The organism is Finegoldia sp., assembly GCF_046991905.1.
Classification (GTDB): Bacteria; Bacillota; Clostridia; order Tissierellales; family Peptoniphilaceae; genus Finegoldia.
On sequence record NZ_JBKWZF010000023.1, the window covers coordinates 1 to 22,026 of the forward strand.

Below are 22,026 nucleotides of genomic sequence, written 5' to 3' on the forward strand. Positions count from 1 at the left end.
AAAAACTGACCTCCTCTAAGTTGGTTTTAGGTCCAACTTTTTGGGGTCAGTTCATAATTTGATTGGTTTTATTTTTTTTTATTTGAAAAATGTGTTAAATTAATAATAATTATCAAAAAAATAAGAAAAAGCGTTTTTTAGTGTTATTATTGAATTAAGTTGGGTATAAATAGCTTAGTGGTTATTAGGATAATAGCTAATAAATAAATTTGGAGGTAATGATTATGGCTACAGATGTAGAAATTGCTCAAAAAGCGAAATTAGAAAAAATCAGTGTTATCGCTGAAAAAATGGGATTAATAGAAGAAGATTACGAACAATATGGTAGATATAAGGCAAAATTAGATTTAAATCTTTTTGAAAAAAACAAAGACAAAAAAGATGGTAAATTAATTTTGATGACAAGTATTAACCCAACTCCAACAGGAGAAGGTAAAACAACTATGAATGTTGGCTTGGCAATGGGACTTAATAAAATAGGCAAAAATGCTATTTCAGTTTTAAGAGAACCATCTTTAGGACCAAACTTTGGTATGAAAGGTGGAGCAGCTGGTGGTGGATATGCACAAGTAGTTCCAATGGATGAAATAAACATGCATTTCACAGGTGACTTCCACGCAATCACTACTGCAAACAACTTAATTTGCGCAATGATGGATAACCACATTCACCAAGGTAATGCGTTAAACATCGATCCAAAACAAATCTTAATTAAGAGATGTATGGATATGAACGAACGTGAATTAAGAGATATAATCATTGGTGTTGGAACTAAGGGTAACGGAGTTATGCGTCAAGATGGTTTCGAAATAACTGTCGCAAGTGAAATCATGGCTATTTTATGTCTTGCAAAAGATTTGAAAGACTTAAAAGAAAGAGTTGGAAATATTCTTATAGCTTTTGATAAAGAAGGTAAACCAGTTTACGCAAAAGACGTTAAAGCTGATGGTGCTGTAGCATTAATCATGAAAGAAGCGATCAAGCCAAACTTAGTTCAAACATTAGAACACACTCCAGCAATTATTCATGGTGGACCATTCGCCAACATTGCACACGGATGTAACTCTTTAATAGCTACAAAATTAGGATTGAAGCTTGGAGATTATGTTGTTACAGAAGCAGGTTTCGGTGCTGACTTAGGAGCAGAAAAATTCTTCGACATTAAATGTAGAAATGATTTACACCCTAACATGGTTTGTATCGTAGCTACAATCAAAGCATTAAAACATCACGGGGAAGCTGAAGACTACAAAGTTGAAAATGTAGAAGCTTTAGAAAAAGGATATGCTAACCTTAAACGTCATATCGAAAACATGAGGAAATACAAAGTTCCAGTAGTAGTAGCAATCAACAGATTCGCAAATGATACTGATGCTGAAATTAAGAAATTAACTGAATTAGTTGAAGCAGACGGAACAAGAGCTATTTTCTGTGATGTATGGGCTGAAGGTGGAGAAGGCGCTAAAGAATTAGCAGAATACGTTGTTGAAAATACAAAAGAAGAAAACGAATTTGAATTCTTATATGACCTTGAATTACCAATCAAAGAAAAGATTGAAAAAATTGCAAAAGAAATCTACAGAGCTGATGGCGTTGAATTTAGTGCTAAGGCTAAGAAGAAATTAAAACAAATCAAAGAATTAGGATTAGACAATTATCCAGTATGTATGGCTAAGACTCAATACTCATTCTCTGATAATAAAAAGTTAATCGGAGCTCCAACTGGATTTACAATCACAGTAAGTGATTTCAAAATCTCAAGAGGCGCTGGATTTGTTGTTGCACTATTAGGTTCTGTAATGACAATGCCAGGTTTACCAAAAGTACCTTCAGCAGAAAACTGTGATGTTTTAGATGATGGTACAGTTGTAGGATTATTCTAGAAGAAAATTTAAAGCCTGAATTTGTGTAAATTTATTATGATTTATAAAAATTTTCTATAAATTCAGGCTTATTTATTATTAGAATTAATAAATTTTGTTACAAATACTAATAACTTTTATGGTACAATAGTTATAAAAAGGATTATAAGTAAAAGGAGATGCTTATGAGTACAAAAAAAACTCCTCTATATGAGGAACACAAAAAATTAGGTGGAAAAGTTGTTGACTTCGCTGGTTTTTATTTACCAGTTGATTATGAAGGATTACAACAAGAACACGAAGCAGTAAGAAACAACGTTGGTTTATTTGATGTAAGCCACATGGGTGAATTTACTGTAAAAGGCAAAGACGCTTTAAAATTCATCAACTATGTTTGCACTAATGATTACACTAAATGTGCAGACGGACAAATCCAATATTCTTTATTATTACACGAAGATGGTGGAATGGTTGATGACTTATTAGTTTATAAAAACAATGATCAAGATTTCTTAATGGTTCCAAATGCAGCTAATACTGAAAAGGACTTCAAACATATTTCTCAATATGTTGATAAATTCGATGTTGAATTGAAAAATATCAGCGATTCTGTAGGAGAAATCGCTATTCAAGGTCCAAAAGCTGAAGAATTATTACAAAGATTAGTTGAATTTGACCTTTCAAAAATAGAATACTATCATTTTGTAAAAGACATTAAATACAAAGAATACGATGTATTAATTTCTAGAACTGGTTATACTGGTGAAGATGGATTCGAAGTTTATGCAACTGCTGAAGCAATTGTAGACTTATGGAATGAATTATTAGAAAAAGGAAAAGACTTAGGTGTTAAACCATGTGGTCTTGGATGTAGAGATACATTGAGATTTGAAGCAGCAATGCCTTTATATGGAAATGAACTTGCAGATGAAGTATCTCCATTAGAAGTTGGCTTGAAGTTTGCAGTTAAAATGGACAAAGACGACTTCGTAGGTAAAGCTAAAACTCAAGAAAAAGTTGATGCAGGAATCGACAAAAAACTTATTGGTATCGAAATGCAAAGCAAACGTATTGCAAGACAAGGTGCTGAAGTTCAAAAAGATGGTAAAACTATCGGTAAAGTAACTACAGGATACCTTTCACCAACATTTGGCGTATGTTTAGCAAACGCATTTGTAGATAAATCAGCTGTAGCATTAGGTGATGAAGTTGATGTTATTATCAGGAACAAACCAACTAAAGCAACAGTTGTTAAAAGAAAATTTTTGGATAGAAAATAGGGGGAAAAGAAAATGGCAGAAGTAGCAAAAGATTTATTGTACACAAAAGATCATGAATGGATTAAAGTAGACGGAGACGTTTATGAAATTGGTCTTGCAGATTATGCACAAGACAGTTTAGGAGACATTGTATACGTTGAATTACCAGATGTTGATGATGAAATTGATGCAGAAGAATCTGTAGCAAGTGTTGAATCTGTAAAAGCAGCATCAGAAGTTTACACTCCATTTGCTTGTACAATTGTAGAAGCTAATGAAGAATTAGATGATGAACCAGGTAACATCAATAAAGCTCCATACGAAAGCTGGATTGCTAAGGTTAAATTCGAAGACTTCGATGAATCTAAATTAATGACTGCTGATGAATACGAAAAATTCTTAGGAGAATTATAATGTATCCATACATCTCAATTACTGATCAAGAAATTGAGGAAATGCTAAAAACAATTGGCATTTCCTCTCTAGATGAACTATATTCAGATATTCCTGAAAATGTTCAATTCAAAGGAGAACTTAACATACCAAAAGCAAAAAGTGAAGTTGAAGTTAGAAGATATTTCGACGAAATTTTTGCTAAGAACACATCTACTGATGATAAGGTTTGTTTCTTAGGTGGTGGAGCTTATGATAGATACGTTCCTTCTGTTATTCCAGCAATGGCTAGCAGAAGTGAATTCTACACTTCATATACACCATACCAACCAGAAATAAGCCAAGGTACTCTTTCCTATATTTTTGAATATCAAACAATGATGGCTAACCTTACAGGTATGCCAATATCAAACGCTTCTTTGTACGATGGCGGAACAGCTATAACAGAAGCAGCTTTGATGACTATCCAAAAGTCTAAAAAATCTAAAATTCTATGTGCTGACACTGTTAGCCCTTCAGCAAAAGAAATATTGTTGACTTATTGTCACGATAGAAAAGTTGAAGTAGAATTTATCCCAATGAAAGATTTACTAACAGATATGGACGAATTGGAAAAAATGATGACTGACGAAGTAGGTACAGTTATCGTTCAATCTCCAAACTATTACGGATATATCGAAGATGTTAAAAAATATGAAGAGTTAACTCACTCTATCAAGAAAAACTACTTGATAATGTCAGCAGATCCTATGAGTTTAGGTTTGTTAAAAAAACCATCTGAATATAATGTTGACGTTGTTGTAGGTGAAGCTCAACAATTCGGAGTAAACTTACAATATGGTGGACCTTATTTAGGATATATGTGTTTTACTGATGAATTTGTTAGAAAATTCCCTGGCCGTGTAGTAGGACAAACTACTGACGAAGACGGTAAGAGATCATTCGTTTTAACACTTTCAGCAAGAGAACAACACATTAAACGTGATAGAGCAACTTCAAATATCTGTTCAAACCAAGGTGTTAACTTACTTGCAGCAAGTATTTATTTATCACTTTTAGGTAAAGCTGGTATTAAAGAAGTAGCAACTCAATCATTACAAAAAGCTCACTATCTATTTGAAGAATTGAAGAAAATAGACAAAGTTAAAGTTCTTAGTGAAAAACCATTCTTTGATGAATTCACTATCGGTTTTGACAAAGACACTGAAGAAGTTAAGAAAGCATTATTTGATAAAGGATTCTTAGCTGGAATTAGCATTAAAGAAGCTACAGATGGATGTGGCAATGGTTTAATTATTGCTGTAACAGAAAAGAGAACAAAAGAAGAAATGGACAATTTTGTAGCAGCAGTTAAGGAGGTATTATAATATGGCTTATAACAAGTTAATATTTGAATTATCACAACCAGGTAGAACTGGATATAAACTTCCTGAATTAGACGTAGAAGAAAAAGATAACTTAATTCCTGAAGAATTTTTATCAAATGAAGAATTAGATTTACCAGAAGTTAGTGAAGTTGATGTAGTTCGTCACTATACTAATCTTTCAACTCTAAACTTCGGCGTAGATACAGGTATGTATCCATTAGGATCTTGTACAATGAAGTACAACCCTAAAATAAATGAAGAAATCATAGCAAACCCAAAACTTGCACGTCTTCACCCAAAACAAGATGACTATCAAGTTCAAGGTGCATTGGAAGCAATGTATACTTTACAAAAATCACTATGCGAAATCTCTGCAATGGATTATATGACATTACAACCAGCAGCAGGTGCTCATGGTGAAATCACTGCTATTACAATCTTCAAAAAATATCACGAAGTTAATGGTAATTCTGAAAAGAATGAAATCATAGTTCCAGACTCAGCTCACGGTACTAACCCAGCAACAGCTGCAATGGCAGGCTACAAAGTAGTAGAAGTTAAATCAAACGAAAATGGTGTAGTTGACGTTGAAGACTTAAGAAAAGTTGTAAACGAAAAAACAGCTGGTTTGATGTTAACTAACCCTAACACTTTAGGTTTATTTGAAACTAAAATCAAAGAAATTGCTGAAATAGTTCACGAAGCTGGTGGATTACTATACTATGATGGAGCAAATGCTAACGCTATTTTAGGACACGCTAGACCAGGGGACATGGGATTCGATGCAATCCACTTCAATGTTCATAAAACATTCTCTACACCACACGGTGGTGGAGGTCCAGGTGCAGGTCCTGTAGGTGTTAAGAAATTCTTAAGAGATTATTTACCAAAACCAATTGTTGAAAAAGATGGAGATAAATATTTCTTAGATTATAGCATGGAACATTCTATTGGTAGAATGAAGGACTTCCAAGGTCACTTCGGAATTTTAATGAGAGCATTGACTTATATCCTAACTATGGGTAGTGACGGATTGAAATGTGCATCTACTACAGCAGTATTAAATGCAAACTATCTACAAGCTCAATTAAAAGACGATTACAACTTACCACACGACTTCATCTGTAAACACGAATTTGTATTAGGCGGATTAAAGGATGATTGCGATGGACAAGTTAAGACATTGGATGTAGCTAAGAGACTGTTAGATATGGGATTCCATCCACCAACAGTATACTTCCCATTAATCGTTCACGAAGCATTAATGGTAGAACCTACTGAAACTGAACCAAAACAAACTCTTGATGAATTCGTTGCTGCAATGAAACAAATTGCACAAGAAGCAAGAGAAAACAAAGATATATTATTAGAAGCTCCTATTACAACAGTTGTTAGAAGACCAGATGAAACAGAAGCTGCTAAGAAATTAATATTGACTTACAAAAAAGGAGAATAATGACTAAAGATATCATTATTATCGGCGCTGGACCTGGTGGCTATGAAACTGCCATCAGGGCATGCCAGCTCGGTTTAAATGTAACTTTAATCGAAAAAGCTGAAGTAGGTGGTACATGCTTGAACAGAGGATGTATACCTACTAAAACTTTATGGAAAATTGCTGATTTGTACAAAGAAATTAAAGAATCAGAAACTTTTGGAATTGAAGTTAATGACCATAAATTGCTAGCCGATAAAATAAAACAAAGGAAAACGGAAATTATCGAAAGGCTTAGAAGTGGTGTTGAATACCTTTTCAAAACTTACGATAATTTAACTTTTATTAGAGGGGAAGCTAGTTTTAAGGATAATAAAACAGTTGTTGTGAAGACTTTGGAAGGAGAAACCAAAGAACTTACAGCTGATAAAATTATCATAGCTACTGGATCCAAAGATTATAAGCCAACTAATATCGAAGGCATAGACCACCCTAAAGTTTTGACATCAACTGGACTTTTAGAATTAGAAGAAATTCCAAAATCAATGGTTGTAATCGGAACTGGCGTCATCGGAATGGAATTTGCATCCATATATTCACAATTTGGTACAGAAGTAACTGTAGTTGGTAACAAATTGTTGAAGACGGAAGATGGAGAAATTCAAAAACGCTTAAAATCAATTTTAAAAAGTGACACATTGAAGTTTGTTACTGGAGTTTATGCTAAGAAAATAGTTGAAGAAGACGGAAAACTTAAAATCATTAGTCAAAAAGTTGGCAAAGATAAATTTGAAGAAACTTATGCAGATTACGTTCTTGTAGCTAGTGGAAGAAGCAGCAACATTGACAATCTTGGAATTGAAAACACAGACATTCAAACAGAAAAGAATGCTATAATTGTCGATGAAAACTTACAAACTAATGTTGAAGGAATATATTCCATAGGTGATTGTGTGTATAAGAACACTCAATTAGCACACGTTGCAAGTAATCAAGGTAAAAACCTTGTAAGAGAATTTTCGGGTAAGGAAAAAAACATCAACATGGATATAGTTCCAGCTGTTGTGTTTACAGTTCCTGAAATTGCTTCTGTTGGCTTAAGTGAAGAAAAAGCAAAAGAACAAAACATAGATTATGTAACAAGCAAATTCATGTATCAAGCAAATGGTAAAGCATTGAGTTTGAATGCTACTGAAGGTTTTGTGAAGATAGTTGCTACTAAAGATTTATCTAAGATTTTAGGTTGCCACATAATTGGTCACGACGCATCAACACTAATTCACTTTGCAGCAATTGCGATGAATAATAATGTTGGAGTTGAAGGTTTATCAGCTATGATTTATGCACATCCAACTATTAGTGAAGTGTTCATGGATTCTGTTGAACAATTAGAAGGCTTATCCATAAACACACCAAACCCTAAGAAATAAACGAAATCTTCGTATTAATTTTTCTTGAAAAGTTAAATTGATACGAAGATTTTTTAATGTTTGCGAAAAGTCAAATATAATGTTTGATTTTTCGTAAATATTAAAGCGTTTTTACTCACAGTTAGCACACAATTGCTTGATAAAGTATAAGTATAAAATATGGAGGTAGAAAAAATGGATAGAGATCCTTATTCTGAATATAATGATTACATTCAAAGAAGAAAAGACGGCTTGAACGAAAGAAAAGTCGAAAATATGATTAAAGAAGAAATAGCTAAGAACAAACCAAAAATAGGTTGGCTCAAAGCACTTACTATATTTTTATTAATTTATTCATTGGTCATGAGTTATTTTGTAGCAAAAAACATGACTGGAATTACCGAAACGATAAACAAGAATGGTCAAGTAGAAAGCAGCACTATTTCTATAAAAAACAACAGCGTATCCACAGAAAATGCTGTAGCGAAGAAATCTTTGGACTCTGTAGTTGGTATTACAACAGTAGGAGTTCAAGAAAATATGTTTTTCCAAGGTAGAGTCGTAGAAGGTGTTGGTAGTGGTGTTGTGGTTAGCAAGGATGGATACATACTTACTAACGCACACGTTGTACAAGATGGTAAAGCAGAAAAAATCGAAGTTTTACTTACAAATGGCAAAAAATCATCAGCTAAATTATTATGGTATGATACAACGTTGGATCTTGCAGTAATTAAAACTGATATGACTGGACTTAAACCTGTTGAAATGGGAGACAGCGATAAGGTTCAAATCGGAGACAAGGCTATTGCCATTGGTAATCCTTTGGGATTAGATTTGCAATCAACATTGACAAGTGGATATATTTCTGGGAAAGACAGAACAATCACATTACAAAACGGTCTACAAATGGACGGTTTAATGCAAACAGATGCAGCAATTAACTCTGGAAATAGTGGTGGAGGACTTTTCGATCAAGAAGGTAAACTAATTGGAATTAACACTGCCAAAGCATCTGCAGAAGGAATAGGATTTACAATTCCTATTAATGTAGCAAAAACTATTGTCGATAATATAGTTTCTGGTGGATCTTTTGAAGGTGTTAAATTGGGAATTAGTGGCGTAGATGTTAAAACTTTCCAACAAGCTACTGGCCAAAAACTATCTGTAGACAAAGGAATATATGTTGTGGAAGTTGTCAAAGGTTCTTCTGCACAAAAAGCAGGTGTAACTAGAGGAGATATCATCACAAAAGTAAACGGCAAACCGATAAACACAATGAGTTCATTGAAGAAGGCGTTGCTTGAAGTTAGACCACAACAAAAAGGAAAGGTTACAGTTTATAGAGATGGTAGTACGAAAGATTTAGATATTGAATTTAGTACTTTAGAACAAAAATAAGTTATCACGTTTTTTCCTTCCTTAATTTTGCGTGAGATTTGAAATATATAAATTTGAAAGCGGTAGTGAAAGCTATCGCTTTTAAATTACATAAAAATAAAAATCAGATTAATTAATGAAATTTGCATTTTACTATTTACACATTCAGTTAATTAGTATAAAATATGGGAGTGTCGAGGAGGAGAGAATTTTGAAGCAAATTTATTCTGTAAAAATGATTTTAAAATACAAGACAGATGTTTCGATATATGAAGAAGATATAGTCCTTATCGAAATGAATAGCATCGATGAATTAAAAGAAAAATGCTTGGAATATGTCGATTTAATTCAAGAAGATTTGAATGATCATGAATTTGTAGAATTATATGAAATTGTGAATTGGAATTTAGCAAGCGAAAAATTCGATAGTTCTATGAATTTCAAGGAAGTTTACTCAGAGTTTATAGATGAAGACGAAATTGCATAGCAAAATAGTAGGAATTTGTTTAAAGGCTTAACTATTTTGTTTTTTTCGTGTATAATATAATAGGACATAAGGATCTCTTATATATATATTTATTACATAACTGTAAGGAGGTTATTATGTCAAAAAATTTATTAACTATTAAAGACTTATCCGCAAGGGTAGGAGATAAAGAAATATTAAAAAACATAAATTTAAATATAAACTATGGTGAAGTTCACGTTATTATGGGACCAAATGGTTCTGGTAAATCAACTTTAGCCAATGTTATTTTGAACAATCCACAATATGAAACTACTTCAGGTGATATTTTACTTGATGGTGAAAGTATTATGGATTTATCAACAGATAAAAGAGCCAAAAAAGGTATTTTTATGTCTTTCCAAAATCCAATGGAAGTTTCAGGCATTAGTGTAGAAAACTTCATCAGATCTGCCAAAATAGCAAAAACTGATGAAAATATAGGATTCTTAGAATTCAGAGAAGAACTGGAAGATAATATGGATATACTTGAGTTTAATCATGGATATTCTTCCAGATATTTGAATGTCGGTTTTTCCGGTGGTGAAAAAAAGAAGAACGAAATTCTACAAATGTTAATGCTACAACCAAAACTAGCAATCCTTGATGAAACAGATTCTGGTCTTGATGTTGATGCTGTTAGAACTGTATCAAAAGGTGTAAAGGAATTCTTACATGACAACAATTCAGTTATTGTAATCACACATCACAAGGAAATCTTAAAAGAAATTAAGCCAGATTTCGTTCATGTAATCATGGATGGCACTATTGTAAAAGAAGGTTCTAGCGAACTTTTAGATCAAATTGAAGAAAAAGGATTCAATTGGATTAGAGAAGAGGTGAAATAATGGCACCTAAAAAGAAGACTCAAGTCGATGAAATGGATAGAGGTATCTATGACATCAAGAATAAATTTACTTTTAGAAGAAAAACTGAAGAGGGCTTGACTCCTGAAATTGTAAGACAGATTTCAGAAGAAAAAAATGAACCTCAATGGATGCTCGAAAAAAGATTGGAAGCTTTGGAAATATTTTACAATTCAGAAGATCCTGAATGGGGACCGGATTTGAGTGTCGTTGATATGAATAAGGTCACAACATACATCAGACCTGATGCAGATAGATCAAGTGACTGGAACGAAGTCCCTGATGAAATCAGAGATACTTTTGATAAGTTGGGTATTCAAGAAGCTGAAAAAGAAATGATGCTTAGCGGCGTTGGTGCACAATACGATAGTGAGGTTGTGTATCACAACATTCAACAATCTTTGGTAGACCAAGGGGTTATTTATACAGATTTTGATACGGCTCTTAGAGAACATGAAGATATTGTTAAACAATATTTTGCAAAATCAATCACACCAAGATTACACAAATACGCAGCACTTCACTATGCAGTGTGGTCAGGTGGATCATTTGTATATGTTCCAAAGGGAGTAGATGTTAAAATCCCACTTCAAAGTTATTTCAGATTGAATGCTCCAGGAGCAGGTCAATTCGAACATACAATGATTATCGTAGAAAATGATAGTTATTGTCACTTCATTGAAGGTTGCTCAGCTCCAAAATATAACGCATTAAATGTACACGCTGGTGCAGTTGAAATCTTCGTTGGAGAAAATGCTACTCTTAGATTTTCAACAATCGAAAACTGGTCACGAAATATGTACAACTTAAACTCGAAAAGAGCAATCATTGAAAAAAATGGTAAGGTTGAATGGGTTTCTGGTTCATTTGGATCAGCGGTATCCATGCTTTATCCATCAAGTGTCTTAAAGGGAGAAGGTGCAAGCAGTGAATACACTGGTATTTCATTTGCAGGACGTGACCAAAACTTAGACACAGGTGCTGTTATGATTCACGCAGCCCCTCACACAACAAGCTATGTAAACAGCAAGTCTATCTCTAAATCAGGTGGAATCAGTGTTTACAGAGGTTTAGTAGACATAAAAGAAAATGCTTACGATTCAAAATCATCAGTAAGTTGTGAATCGTTAATGTTAGATAATGAAAGTAGATCAGATACAATTCCAGTTGTTAAAATAGCGAACAAACATGTCGATTTGGGACATGAAGCATCTATAGGTAGAATAGATGACCAAGTTATTTTCTATTTGATGACAAGAGGTATTCCAGAAGAAGAAGCAAAATCAATGGTAGTTCGTGGATTTGCAGAACCAATAGCAAAGGAATTGCCAATGGAATATGCGGTTGAGATGAATAATTTAATTAATCTTGAACTAGAAGGAAGCATAGGATAGGAGTTGTATATGGAACAAATTAAAGGAAATAAACTGGGATTCAAAACTTTTAAATATTTGAAAGTTAACGATACAGAAATTAATCTCCCAGATATAGATATAAAAGAATACAGAATAGACTCTGATCCAGTAGAAGCATTGGAAAACAAAGATTTTGGTGTGTGCCAAGAAGCTTTGGACATGAACGAAAAATCGGGAAATCTATTCAAAAAATACAGAACAGAAGAAAATCAAGTAAAAGATTTCGGTGTAGTTGATTTGGTTACTGACAGAGAATATGATATTTTATTGGATACTCACAAAATCACAGCCGAAAAGAACTCAAGCTTACGAGTTGTACTTGATTACAGAGACAATGATGACAACAAGAAATTCAGAAGCTCAGTAATAGAAATCAATGCCAAAGAAAACAGCAACGTTGAAGTTTTTGTAATTCAAACAGAAAAACACACAACAGCATTGGAATCATTGATTTTGAACTTAGATGAAGAAAGTAATGTAATTCTTAGCCAATACGAATTAGGTAGCAGGGACAATTATGTCAACACAAAAGCTAATTTGAATGGCAAACATTCTAACTTGGATATCAACAGTATTTACTTCACACATGGAGATAATTCATTGAATATGCTTTATGAAATCAATCATTTCGGCAAAGAATCCAAATCTTCATGTATCGTAAATGGTGCATTAAAAGAATCATCTTATAAAAACTTCAAGTCAACTCTTGATTTCAAAAAAGGATCCATGGGATCCACAGGAACTGAAGAAGAATACGCAGTATTGTTATCAGATGATGTGAAAAACTTGTCCGTTCCAGTACTTTTAGCAGGAGAAGACGATGTAATAGGAAATCACGCAGCAAGTGCAGGTAAGATAGATGCCGATATGCTATTTTATATAATGAACCGTGCTATATCCAGAGATGTAGCTGAAAGTATGATAGTTGAATCCAAATTTAGCGAATCATTAAGCAGATTAGATGACGAAAAATTGGAAAATAAACTACTTTCATTCATAAGAGAAAAAATGGCAAAGAGGGAATTGGATGTTAGATAAAAAACAAGTAGAAGATATAAGAAAGGACTTTTTGTATTTGGATAAAGAATACAAAAATCCGATAGTTTATTTGGACAATGCAGCTACCAGCCAAAAACCGATTCAAGTCATAGATAGCGTAAGTGAATTTTACAAATATGAAAATGCAAATCCTCACAGAGGAGCACACACATTGAGCGTTTTATCTACAGATGTTTACGAATCTGGAAGAGAAAAAATCGCCAAATTCATCAACGCAGCAGATTCTTCAGAGGTAGTCTTCACCAGAAACACTACTGAATCTTTGAATTTAATAGCGTATTCGTACGGTTATGAAAATTTGAAAGAAGATGATGAAATAGTCATATCAATAATGGAACACCACAGTAATTTAGTAACTTGGCAAGAAGTGTGCAAGAAAACTAAGGCTAAGCTAAAATACTTGTATGTTGACAAAGAAAATATGCAATTGGATTTTGAAGAATTCAAGAAAACAATCACTGAAAAAACGAAAATTTTCTCAATAACACAAGCATCAAACGTAGTGGGAACTATGCCTGAAGTTGAAAAAATGATAAAATACGTCAAATCAGTTAACAAACATTGTATATGTATCGTGGATTCTGCACAATATATTCCACATAACAAAGTTGATGTACAACAATTAGGTTGTGATTTCTTAGTATTTTCAGGTCACAAAATGCTTAGCATAATGGGAGTTGGAATACTTTATGGAAAGAAAGAATTCTTGAACAACTTAAAGCCTTTCTTGTACGGTGGAGATATGATTGAATATGTGTTCGAAGATAAATCATCGTACTTGGATGCTCCAGGAAGATTTGAAGCAGGAACACAAGATGTAGGAGCGGTAAAATCATTAATAGCAGCGATTGATTACATCGAAAAAATCGGAATAGAAAATATTAGAGATTATGAAAAAGCATTAATGGATTATGCTTATGACAAAATCAAACAAAAATCCGACATCATCGATGTATACACAACAAGTGACACTCATAGATCACCAGTTTTAGATTTTAACTTCAAAGAAGCTCACCCACATGATGTTGCAAGTATTATGGATAGTTACGGAATTGCAATTAGAAGTGGGCACCATTGTGCACAACCACTTCACAGATATTTGAAGACAAATTTCTCATGCAGAGCAAGCTTTGCATTCTATAATACATTTGAAGAAGTTGACTTTTTCATTGAACATCTTGAAGACGTAAGGAGATTGATGAGAATTGGAACTAGGTAGTTTATATACAGAATTAATATTGGAAAAAAGCAGGGATAAATCAAACAGACGTGAATTGGAACATCCAACTCATTGTGAGTTGGGACACAATCCAAGCTGTGGAGATGAAATCACTTTGCAACTAAAAGTTGCAGATAATACTATTGAAGACATTGCATACACAGGAATTGGATGTGCAATATCACAAGCATCCACATCAATAATGTGTGATGTAGTCAAAGGAAAAAGCACTGAACAAGCAATAGATTTGTGCAACAAATTCATATCCATGATAAAAGGGGAAATAACTGATAGAAAAGAACTAAAAGTTCTTAAAGATGCAGTATGCTTCCAAAGCATATCAACATTACCAGCAAGAGTAAAATGCGCAGTATTGTCATGGTACACATTAAAAGATATGCTTGAAAACGACAAATCAGAAGGTTCGTTTATTCCTGAATAATACAATAAAATAGATAATAAATTTTCAACTGATGAAGCATTTTGTTTCATCAGTTTTTTTGCGACAAAAAAGAGATAACTCACAATGAGTTATCTCTTAATTTAATTATTTAATTATTAGAAAGCTTTGAATCTTTCCACTTTATCTTTGTCGATTCCGTGTTTTTCGTTGTAAGTCATCTTTGTTGTACTAATCATGAATGGAACGCCATCGATTTTACGAGCTTCTAAGAAGTTTACTACTTTAGTGTAGTCTCCTGAATTTTTGCCACCTTTTTTCATTATTTTCATAATTGAATATGGGTGTTCTGGTTCTTTGATTGTGATTAGTGAAGAATTTGGTTTATCGAATGCTTTTTGAACGATATCTTCGAATTCTTCTGTGTCAATACCAGGAATTAAATAGTATTCAGCATCTTCGTCCATGCTTTCTAATCCTTTAACTTGTACTGATTTGAATTGTTTCTTAGCAATTCCCATCATAATAGCTAATAATTGTCTGATTCCTGTTGATCTATGTCCTGAGATAATAATGTTTTCGTGGTTTTCAATTGCTTTTTCGATAAATTCTGCTTGTTGTTCATCTAAAAATTCTGAATCCACAAATCTTTTTATCATTGGGTGCATAAAATTCCTCCTTATGTTTGATTTAATAACATTAATATTCTATCATATATTCAATAAAATATCATACTATTTTAATAATTCTACTGTTCTAGTTCCATAATGTCTTTTAAGCCGTCAGTGTATTTAATGTCGTTGTTTTCAAATACCCAAAATGCTTCAACTCCATCGATAGAGTCCACTAGTTTTCTACCTTCTTCGTAATTCATAACGAAAACTGTTGTAGATAGGAAATCTGCAAGTCCTGAATCTTTCGTAACTATTGTCACGGATTTAAAATGATTTGCAGGATTTAATGTGTCAGGGTCTATGATGTGGTGGTATTTTTTGTTGTTGTAAACGTAAAATCTTTGATAATCACCACTTGTGACCATGGAAGTTGTTCCTGGTATTTTCAAGATTGCAACGTATTGTTTGTCGGGATCTTCGTTCAAATTAGGGTTTTGTATCGCTACTACCCAGCTGTCTTTTCCTTTTATAACAGGAGTGCCGATTGTTCTGACATTTCCACCTGCGGAAATAATTCCGGATTTTAGTCCACGTTTTTCCAATTCTTGTGCTATTTTTTCTGTGGCAAATCCTTTTGCAGTGGCACCTAAGTCTAGTCTTGAATCTTTATCTTTCAAGAAAACTGTGCTGTTTTGCTCATCCAATACGATGTTGTCAATGCTCGTGTGAAGATTTTTTTCTTTCAAAACATCAGCAGAAGGGATTTTGATGATTTTCTTTTCAAGAGCATTATCACGGTATTCCTTCCACAAATCAGTTACTGAACCAAACGCAATATTTGTTTTTTTGTTGTATTTGGAATAATCTTCAACTGACCACTTGATTAAATCGAACAAATCTTTGTCGACTTTTACAGGTTTAACTCCTGCGTTATCGTTGATTGTCTTCGCGTTGTCGATTCCATCAAAGTTTTCGTAAGTGCTGTATAGTTTGTGAAGTCTGTCAAATTCATCGTTGATAAATTTTGAATATTGATTGAATTCTTTTTTTGTTTGTGTGTACAAACTATATCTTATTACTGTGTCAAATTTGTCGTAAAGTGTGGCATCGTGTTTCTCATAATTTTTTGAAGAAGAATCATCGCTTTGTTTGACTTGTGGCGCTGGATCTTTTGGAACTGGTTTGTTTTCAGTCTTATTTTGAGAACAGCCAACTAACATTGTCAATGTTAAAAATATTAATATAAATTTTTTCATATAATCACCACATACATTATACCAAATTTTAAGAGATAATTTGAAATCTTTGACTTATTTTAACATTATAAGCTTCAAAAATTCCTGTTTTATAGTATAATGGTAGTGACAATTTTTTAGGAGATGAATAATGAAGAAAGCTATTATACTTTCTGCCGGAGAAGGGACTAGGATGAAATCTCACAACTCAAAAGTTTTGCATAAACTTTTGAACAAGACTATGATTGATTATGTCATGGATGCTTGTGATTTTGTGGATCAAAAGATAGTTGTCGGCGGAAATAATTACGATATTTTAAGAGAAAACTTAGATGAGAGTATTCATCTAGTAAAACAAAATATAGGAGAACAATATCCATACGGAACAGGGTATGCCGTTAAATTGTGTTTAGATGAAATAAATGACGACGATAAAGTTATTATTTTAACGGGAGATACGCCTTTGATAAAGCAAGATACTTTGAAGAAGTTTTTTGATTATCATGAAGAACAAAATTCTGTTGCGACAGTTCTTACAAGTGAAATCGACGATCCATTTGGGTATGGAAGAATTGTCAAGGATGAAAATGGCAATTTGCTTAAAATCGTCGAACAAAAAGATTGCAATGATGAACAACTTTTGATTAAGGAATTTAACAGCGGAATGATGATTGTGAACGGCGATGTGTTGAAGATGTCTATTGAAAAAATAGGTACAAATAATTCAAAAGGTGAAATGTATTTGACTGATATTTTTGAAATCATCAGAAAAGAAGGTAAAACAATCAAAACTTTCAAACATTCTGATGTGAATGAAACTTATGGAATCAACACAAAAGCTCAGTTGTATTTCTGTGAAGAAATTTTAAAACAAAGAGTTAATGAAAAATACATGGAAGAAGGCGTTGTAATTTCAAATGCAAATTCTGTAATAATTGAACCATCTGTAAAGATTGGAAGAGATACTGTTATCATTGGACCATGCAGAATTTATGGAAATACTGAAATAGGATCTGATTGTCTGATAAAAGGAGACTGTGAAATCGTGGATTCTAAGATAGATGACAATGTAAATATAAAATCATCTTACATTGAAAATTCTGTTGTCGGAAAAAACACTGATATTGGACCTTTTGCTCATTTGAGACCAAACAGCGTTTTGAAAGAAAATGTTCATATTGGAAACTTCGTAGAAATCAAAAACTCAACTGTTGGTAATAAAACAAAGGCAGGTCACTTAGCTTATGTTGGAGACAGTGATTTGAAGGAAAATATCAACATTGGTTGTGGAGTTATTTTCGTAAATTACGATGGCAAAAACAAACACAGATCTGTAGTTGAAGATAATGTTTTTGTTGGCTCAAACTCAAATGTTATTGCTCCAGTAACTTTGAAGAAGGATAGTTTCATTGCTTGTGGAACTACTATTACTGAAGATGTCGAAGAAGGAGCACTTTCAATTGGAAGAAGTCGCCAAGAAAATAAAAAAGATTGGGTTTATAAGAAAAAAAGATAGAAATGGAATGATTATATGTATTTAATCGCAGGTCTGGGCAATCCAGGTAGTAAGTACGAATATACAAGACACAATGCCGGATTTATGGTTATAGATGATTTGGCAAAAAAATTGAATATTAAAGTGAACAAACTAAAATTCAAATCTTTGATTGGCGAAGGTTTTATTGGAAATGAAAAAGTGATTTTGATGAAACCGTCCACTTATATGAATGATTCTGGAAAAGCAATACTAGATTGTTTTAATTATTATAATTTATCGCCAGAAAATCTCATCGTAATTTGCGATGATATTGATATCCCTTTTGGAACTATTAGGATAAAAAAGAAGGGATCTGCAGGTACTCATAATGGTTTGAAATCCATTATATATCTTATTCAATCCCAAGATTTTCCAAGAGTTAAGGTGTCTGTTGGTCAAAATGACAACAATTACGATTTGAAGGATTTTGTTTTATCACAATTTAGCAAGAAAGAATTTGAAGTTTTAAAAAAAGAAATCGACATGTCAAGTGATGCTTGTATCAAAATAGTTGAAGAAAATGTCGATTTTGCTATGAATAACTTCAATGGGAAAAGTTTGATATGAACTTTTTAACTAAAATTTACGAGGATAACAAAGAATTTCAAGGATACTTGAATTCTTTACAATCAAATAATTCTTCTATCTACATTCATGGTGTTATAAAGGAAGCTTTTGCAAGTTTCATATATGCTACATCTAAAAATGTAAACAGACCACTTGTAGTAGTTGTAGAAGACAATATGAGAGCTAGGAATTTGACAGAGTATCTGAACGATATTGAAGACAATATCTGTGAATTTTTTCCTAGCAGAGAACTCAACTTATACAATGCAAAATCACTGGACGATAATGCCGAAAACCAAAGAGTAAATGTGTTGTTCAAATTATTAAACAACGAACAGCCTATTATCGTAACAACTTTTGACGCATTAACCAAGAAAATCACGAAAAAATCTGTCGCCAAAAAATACACATTCACTATTAAAGACACCGATTTAATAAATTTGGAAGAGCTTCAAGAAAAGTTAAAGGTGTTGAAATACGAAAGGGTAGACACTATTGAATCAAAGGGACAATTTGCTATAAGAGGTGGAATTGTGGATATTTTCCCAGTTCACAGCAGATTTCCTGTCAGAATTGAATTGTTTGACGATGAGATTGATTCGATGAGGTTTTTTGAGGTATCAACTCAAAGATCCATTGAAGACTGCAAGTTCATCGACATCATTAGTTGCAGCGAATTAATTATTGAAGAATCAAAGAAAGAATCCATTATAAATTCCATTCAAAAAAACTTAGATAAAAGAATTAACCATCCGATTTTTGGCGAAAACATAGATAATGTCAAGGACAAATTCGAAAAATTAATGGAATACATCAGAAATGATTTGGAGTATGAAATTGATTTGGTGTCGTGTTTTCTAACGAAAAAAGACTACGATACAATTTTTGATTATTTTCTTGATGAAAGCATAATGATGATTGAAGATTTGTCCAGATGTTATGATATTTACAAGGAAAAAGAAAAGAGGTTTTTGGAAGATTTCGTGTACTTGGTTGAAAAAGGAGAAGTTCTATCCAAGCACGAACAATCTCTCATTCCGATTTCCGATATATTAAAATTAATTAAAGAAAAGACTTGCGTTAATATTACAAGTTTGGTTAAAAGAACAAGACTTATAGAATCGAATTCTATGTATCAGCTTAAAACGTTGGAAGCTCCGAACTTCAACAAAAATATCGACAGTTTGGTTGAAAATATAAAATCCAATAGTTTAAGAGGATTCAAGCAAATTGTGTTTGCGGCAAATGTCGAACGCAAAAACATGCTCAAGGATTTGTTTTTGACTAACGGAATACCAACTCTTGAAGCAGAAGATTATAATGCAAATATAAAATCTTCACAAGTTTTGATTACTCAGAAGAATTTGCCAAATGGTTTTGAAATAAAAGATCCTAAGTATTTGATAATTACTTACAAGGAGATTTTCGGACGCGAAAAGCAAATTAGAAAACGTAAGAAGAAAAAAAGCACTGGTCAAGATATTGTAAATTATTCTGATTTGAATATCGACGATTTTGTGGTTCACGAAAATCACGGGATTGGACAGTACAAGGGAATTGAAAAAATCGATGTAAATGGAATTCAAAAAGATTACATTGTAATTCAATATAAGGCGAACGATAGGCTGATGATTCCAACAGACCAAATGAATTTGGTTCAAAAATACATCGGTGGTGGCAATGTTAAAAAGCCTTCGCTTAATAAATTAAGCGGAAATGATTGGGCAAAAGCTAAGCAAAAAGCAAAAAAATCCGTAGACGAAATGGCGGATGATTTGGTTGAGTTGTATTCAAAAAGAGCCAAATTAAAAGGCTATCAATTCTCACAAGACACTGAATGGCAAAGAGAGTTTGAAGATTCATTCCCTTATGAAGAAACAGATTCTCAAGTAAGATCCATCGAAGAAATCAAAACGGATATGGAATCTGACAGACCTATGGATAGATTATTGTGTGGCGATGTTGGATATGGTAAAACAGAAGTTGCAATCAGAGCTTGTTTCAAGGCGATTATGGACGGAAAACAAGTAGCATTTTTGGTTCCGACGACTATTTTGGCACAACAACATTTCAACACAATCAAAGAAAGATTCAGAGATTATCCGATTAGAGTTGAGATGATGAGTCGATTCGTATCTCCAGCGCGTCAAAAACAAATTATGAAAGATGTGCAAAGAGGCTTGGTCGATTTGTTAGTGGGAACTCATAGAATTTTGTCCAAAAATTTGAAATTCAAAGATTTGGGTCTGTTAGTAATAGATGAAGAGCAAAGATTTGGTGTGCGTCACAAAGAAAAATTGAAATCAATGAGAGAAAATGTAGATGTTCTTACATTATCTGCAACTCCAATTCCTAGAACTTTACAGATGGGATTAACTGGAATTAGAGATATGAGTTTGTTGGAAGAGCCACCAGAAGACAGAACACCTATATCGACTTATGTTACAGAATACAATCCAAGTTTAATAAGAGATGCTATTATCAGAGAACTTGACCGTGGCGGACAGATTTATTTTGTGTATAATAGAATAGAAGATATTGAACAGATGGAATTCAAACTAAAAGAGTTGGTTCCAGAATTAAATATCGCCATTGCACACGGAAGAATGAATGAAAAAGAGCTTGAAAATGTTATGCTCGACTTCCAAGATGGGCTGTATGATTTATTATTGTGCACAACTATTATAGAAACAGGACTTGATATACAAAATGTCAACACAATGATAATTTATAATGCAGATAAGATGGGCTTGTCGCAATTGTATCAATTAAAGGGACGTATCGGTCGATCTGACAGAACTTCGTTTGCTTATTTCACTTACGAAGGACAAAAATCATTAACAGAGATTTCAGAAAAAAGACTTATGGCAATTAAAGATTTTACTGAATTTGGTTCTGGTTTCAAAATCGCGATGAGGGATTTGGAATTAAGAGGCGCAGGAAATCTTTTGGGAGAAAGCCAACACGGTCACATTGCAAAAATCGGTTATGATTTGTATGTGAAGCTTTTGGAACAAGCTGTCAGAGAAGCTAAGGGAGAGACTGTTTCGGAAAACAAAAACATCGTTCAAATCGAAATCAAGGTCAATGGTTATATTCCAGAAGACTACATTTCTGAGAATGAAACGAAGATTGATATTTACAAAAAAATCGCATCTATTCAAGATGAAGATGATTATTCTGAAATAATTGATGAATTAATCGACAGGTTTGGAGATGTTCCTAAGCCTATCGTTAATATAATGGATGTATCCATAATTAAGGCATTTTGTGCTAGATTATCCATTGAAAGTATAAAAGAAATAAAGGGAGAACTTTTCTTGCAATTTTCAGCTCCTGACAAAATTTCATTAGAAAAATTAAAATACTTGACAGAAAATTACAAGAAAGAAATGAGATTTGATTTGTCAGAAAAACCTAAAATTATTTTGGGGTTTGAAGACAAAAATTTAAGAGATCCTATCGAAGTATTATCGATACTTTTGAAGGATAATGAGAAATAATTGG

The 22,026-nt window shown here is 33.0% G+C and carries 18 protein-coding genes; 16 read left to right on the forward strand and 2 right to left on the reverse strand.

Annotated features, from left to right (window positions below):
* Window positions 1-224: 224 nt before the first annotated feature.
* From ACLUJM_RS08995 to sufU, 13 genes are all read left to right on the forward strand, one after another.
* On the forward strand, window positions 225-1,883 hold the full coding sequence (locus ACLUJM_RS08995) for a formate--tetrahydrofolate ligase (protein WP_412412683.1): 1,659 nt from the start codon (window positions 225-227) through the stop codon (window positions 1,881-1,883).
* A 158-nt stretch (window positions 1,884-2,041) separates the two neighbouring features.
* A complete protein-coding gene (gene gcvT, locus ACLUJM_RS09000) occupies window positions 2,042-3,142 on the forward strand; it encodes a glycine cleavage system aminomethyltransferase GcvT (RefSeq protein WP_308580587.1) in 1,101 nt (366 codons plus the stop codon).
* 12 nt (window positions 3,143-3,154) lie between these two features.
* Window positions 3,155-3,535, forward strand: coding sequence for a glycine cleavage system protein GcvH (gcvH, locus tag ACLUJM_RS09005; RefSeq protein ID WP_002835405.1), 381 nt, complete (start codon window positions 3,155-3,157; stop codon window positions 3,533-3,535).
* Complete coding sequence (gene gcvPA, locus ACLUJM_RS09010; RefSeq protein ID WP_412412684.1) at window positions 3,535-4,881, forward strand: aminomethyl-transferring glycine dehydrogenase subunit GcvPA; 1,347 nt, start codon at window positions 3,535-3,537, stop codon at window positions 4,879-4,881. The genes gcvH and gcvPA overlap by 1 nt, the downstream gene beginning before the upstream one ends.
* Window position 4,882: 1 nt before the next feature.
* Window positions 4,883-6,337 carry an aminomethyl-transferring glycine dehydrogenase subunit GcvPB gene (gcvPB, locus tag ACLUJM_RS09015; protein ID WP_154254498.1) on the forward strand — a complete coding sequence of 485 codons (1,455 nt, stop codon included), beginning with the start codon at window positions 4,883-4,885 and terminating at the stop codon, window positions 6,335-6,337.
* A complete protein-coding gene (lpdA, locus tag ACLUJM_RS09020) occupies window positions 6,337-7,746 on the forward strand; it encodes a dihydrolipoyl dehydrogenase (RefSeq protein WP_412412685.1) in 1,410 nt (469 codons plus the stop codon). Before gcvPB ends, lpdA begins: the two co-directional genes overlap by 1 nt.
* Window positions 7,747-7,920: 174 nt before the next feature.
* Window positions 7,921-9,123: a S1C family serine protease gene (locus tag ACLUJM_RS09025; RefSeq protein ID WP_294684228.1), complete on the forward strand. Its 1,203-nt coding sequence runs from the start codon at window positions 7,921-7,923 to the stop codon at window positions 9,121-9,123.
* Between the two features lie 190 nt (window positions 9,124-9,313).
* Window positions 9,314-9,589: a hypothetical protein gene (locus ACLUJM_RS09030; protein ID WP_294684227.1), complete on the forward strand. Its 276-nt coding sequence runs from the start codon at window positions 9,314-9,316 to the stop codon at window positions 9,587-9,589.
* A gap of 116 nt (window positions 9,590-9,705) precedes the next feature.
* Window positions 9,706-10,455, forward strand: coding sequence for a Fe-S cluster assembly ATPase SufC (sufC, locus tag ACLUJM_RS09035; protein WP_412412686.1), 750 nt, complete (start codon window positions 9,706-9,708; stop codon window positions 10,453-10,455).
* Window positions 10,455-11,867 (forward strand): Fe-S cluster assembly protein SufB, encoded by a 1,413-nt coding sequence (gene sufB, locus ACLUJM_RS09040; protein ID WP_294684225.1) that lies wholly within the window; start codon window positions 10,455-10,457, stop codon window positions 11,865-11,867. The genes sufC and sufB overlap by 1 nt, the downstream gene beginning before the upstream one ends.
* A gap of 9 nt (window positions 11,868-11,876) precedes the next feature.
* On the forward strand, window positions 11,877-12,926 hold the full coding sequence (locus ACLUJM_RS09045; RefSeq protein ID WP_412412687.1) for a SufB/SufD family protein: 1,050 nt from the start codon (window positions 11,877-11,879) through the stop codon (window positions 12,924-12,926).
* Window positions 12,916-14,166 (forward strand): aminotransferase class V-fold PLP-dependent enzyme, encoded by a 1,251-nt coding sequence (locus ACLUJM_RS09050; protein WP_294684223.1) that lies wholly within the window; start codon window positions 12,916-12,918, stop codon window positions 14,164-14,166. Before ACLUJM_RS09045 ends, ACLUJM_RS09050 begins: the two co-directional genes overlap by 11 nt.
* On the forward strand, window positions 14,153-14,608 hold the full coding sequence (gene sufU, locus ACLUJM_RS09055) for a Fe-S cluster assembly sulfur transfer protein SufU (protein WP_412412688.1): 456 nt from the start codon (window positions 14,153-14,155) through the stop codon (window positions 14,606-14,608). The genes ACLUJM_RS09050 and sufU overlap by 14 nt, the downstream gene beginning before the upstream one ends.
* A gap of 116 nt (window positions 14,609-14,724) precedes the next feature.
* Here the strand turns inward: sufU and ACLUJM_RS09060 are convergent, their stop codons facing one another.
* Together ACLUJM_RS09060 and ACLUJM_RS09065 are read right to left on the reverse strand one after the other, a co-directional pair.
* On the reverse strand, window positions 14,725-15,225 hold the full coding sequence (locus ACLUJM_RS09060; RefSeq protein WP_227905520.1) for a hypothetical protein: 501 nt from the start codon (window positions 15,223-15,225) through the stop codon (window positions 14,725-14,727).
* An 89-nt stretch (window positions 15,226-15,314) separates the two neighbouring features.
* A complete protein-coding gene (locus ACLUJM_RS09065) occupies window positions 15,315-16,436 on the reverse strand; it encodes an FAD:protein FMN transferase (RefSeq protein ID WP_412412689.1) in 1,122 nt (373 codons plus the stop codon).
* Between the two features lie 130 nt (window positions 16,437-16,566).
* Here ACLUJM_RS09065 and glmU point away from each other — a divergent pair, with 130 nt between their 5' ends.
* The 3 genes from glmU to mfd are packed head-to-tail and all read left to right on the forward strand — an operon-like array spanning window position 16,567 to window position 22,022.
* Window positions 16,567-17,931, forward strand: a complete 1,365-nt coding sequence (gene glmU / locus ACLUJM_RS09070; protein ID WP_294684219.1) for a bifunctional UDP-N-acetylglucosamine diphosphorylase/glucosamine-1-phosphate N-acetyltransferase GlmU — start codon at window positions 16,567-16,569, stop codon at window positions 17,929-17,931.
* 15 nt (window positions 17,932-17,946) lie between these two features.
* Window positions 17,947-18,519 carry an aminoacyl-tRNA hydrolase gene (pth, locus tag ACLUJM_RS09075; RefSeq protein WP_294684218.1) on the forward strand — a complete coding sequence of 191 codons (573 nt, stop codon included), beginning with the start codon at window positions 17,947-17,949 and terminating at the stop codon, window positions 18,517-18,519.
* Window positions 18,516-22,022, forward strand: coding sequence for a transcription-repair coupling factor (gene mfd / locus ACLUJM_RS09080; protein ID WP_412412690.1), 3,507 nt, complete (start codon window positions 18,516-18,518; stop codon window positions 22,020-22,022). The genes pth and mfd overlap by 4 nt, the downstream gene beginning before the upstream one ends.
* Window positions 22,023-22,026 lie beyond the last annotated feature (4 nt).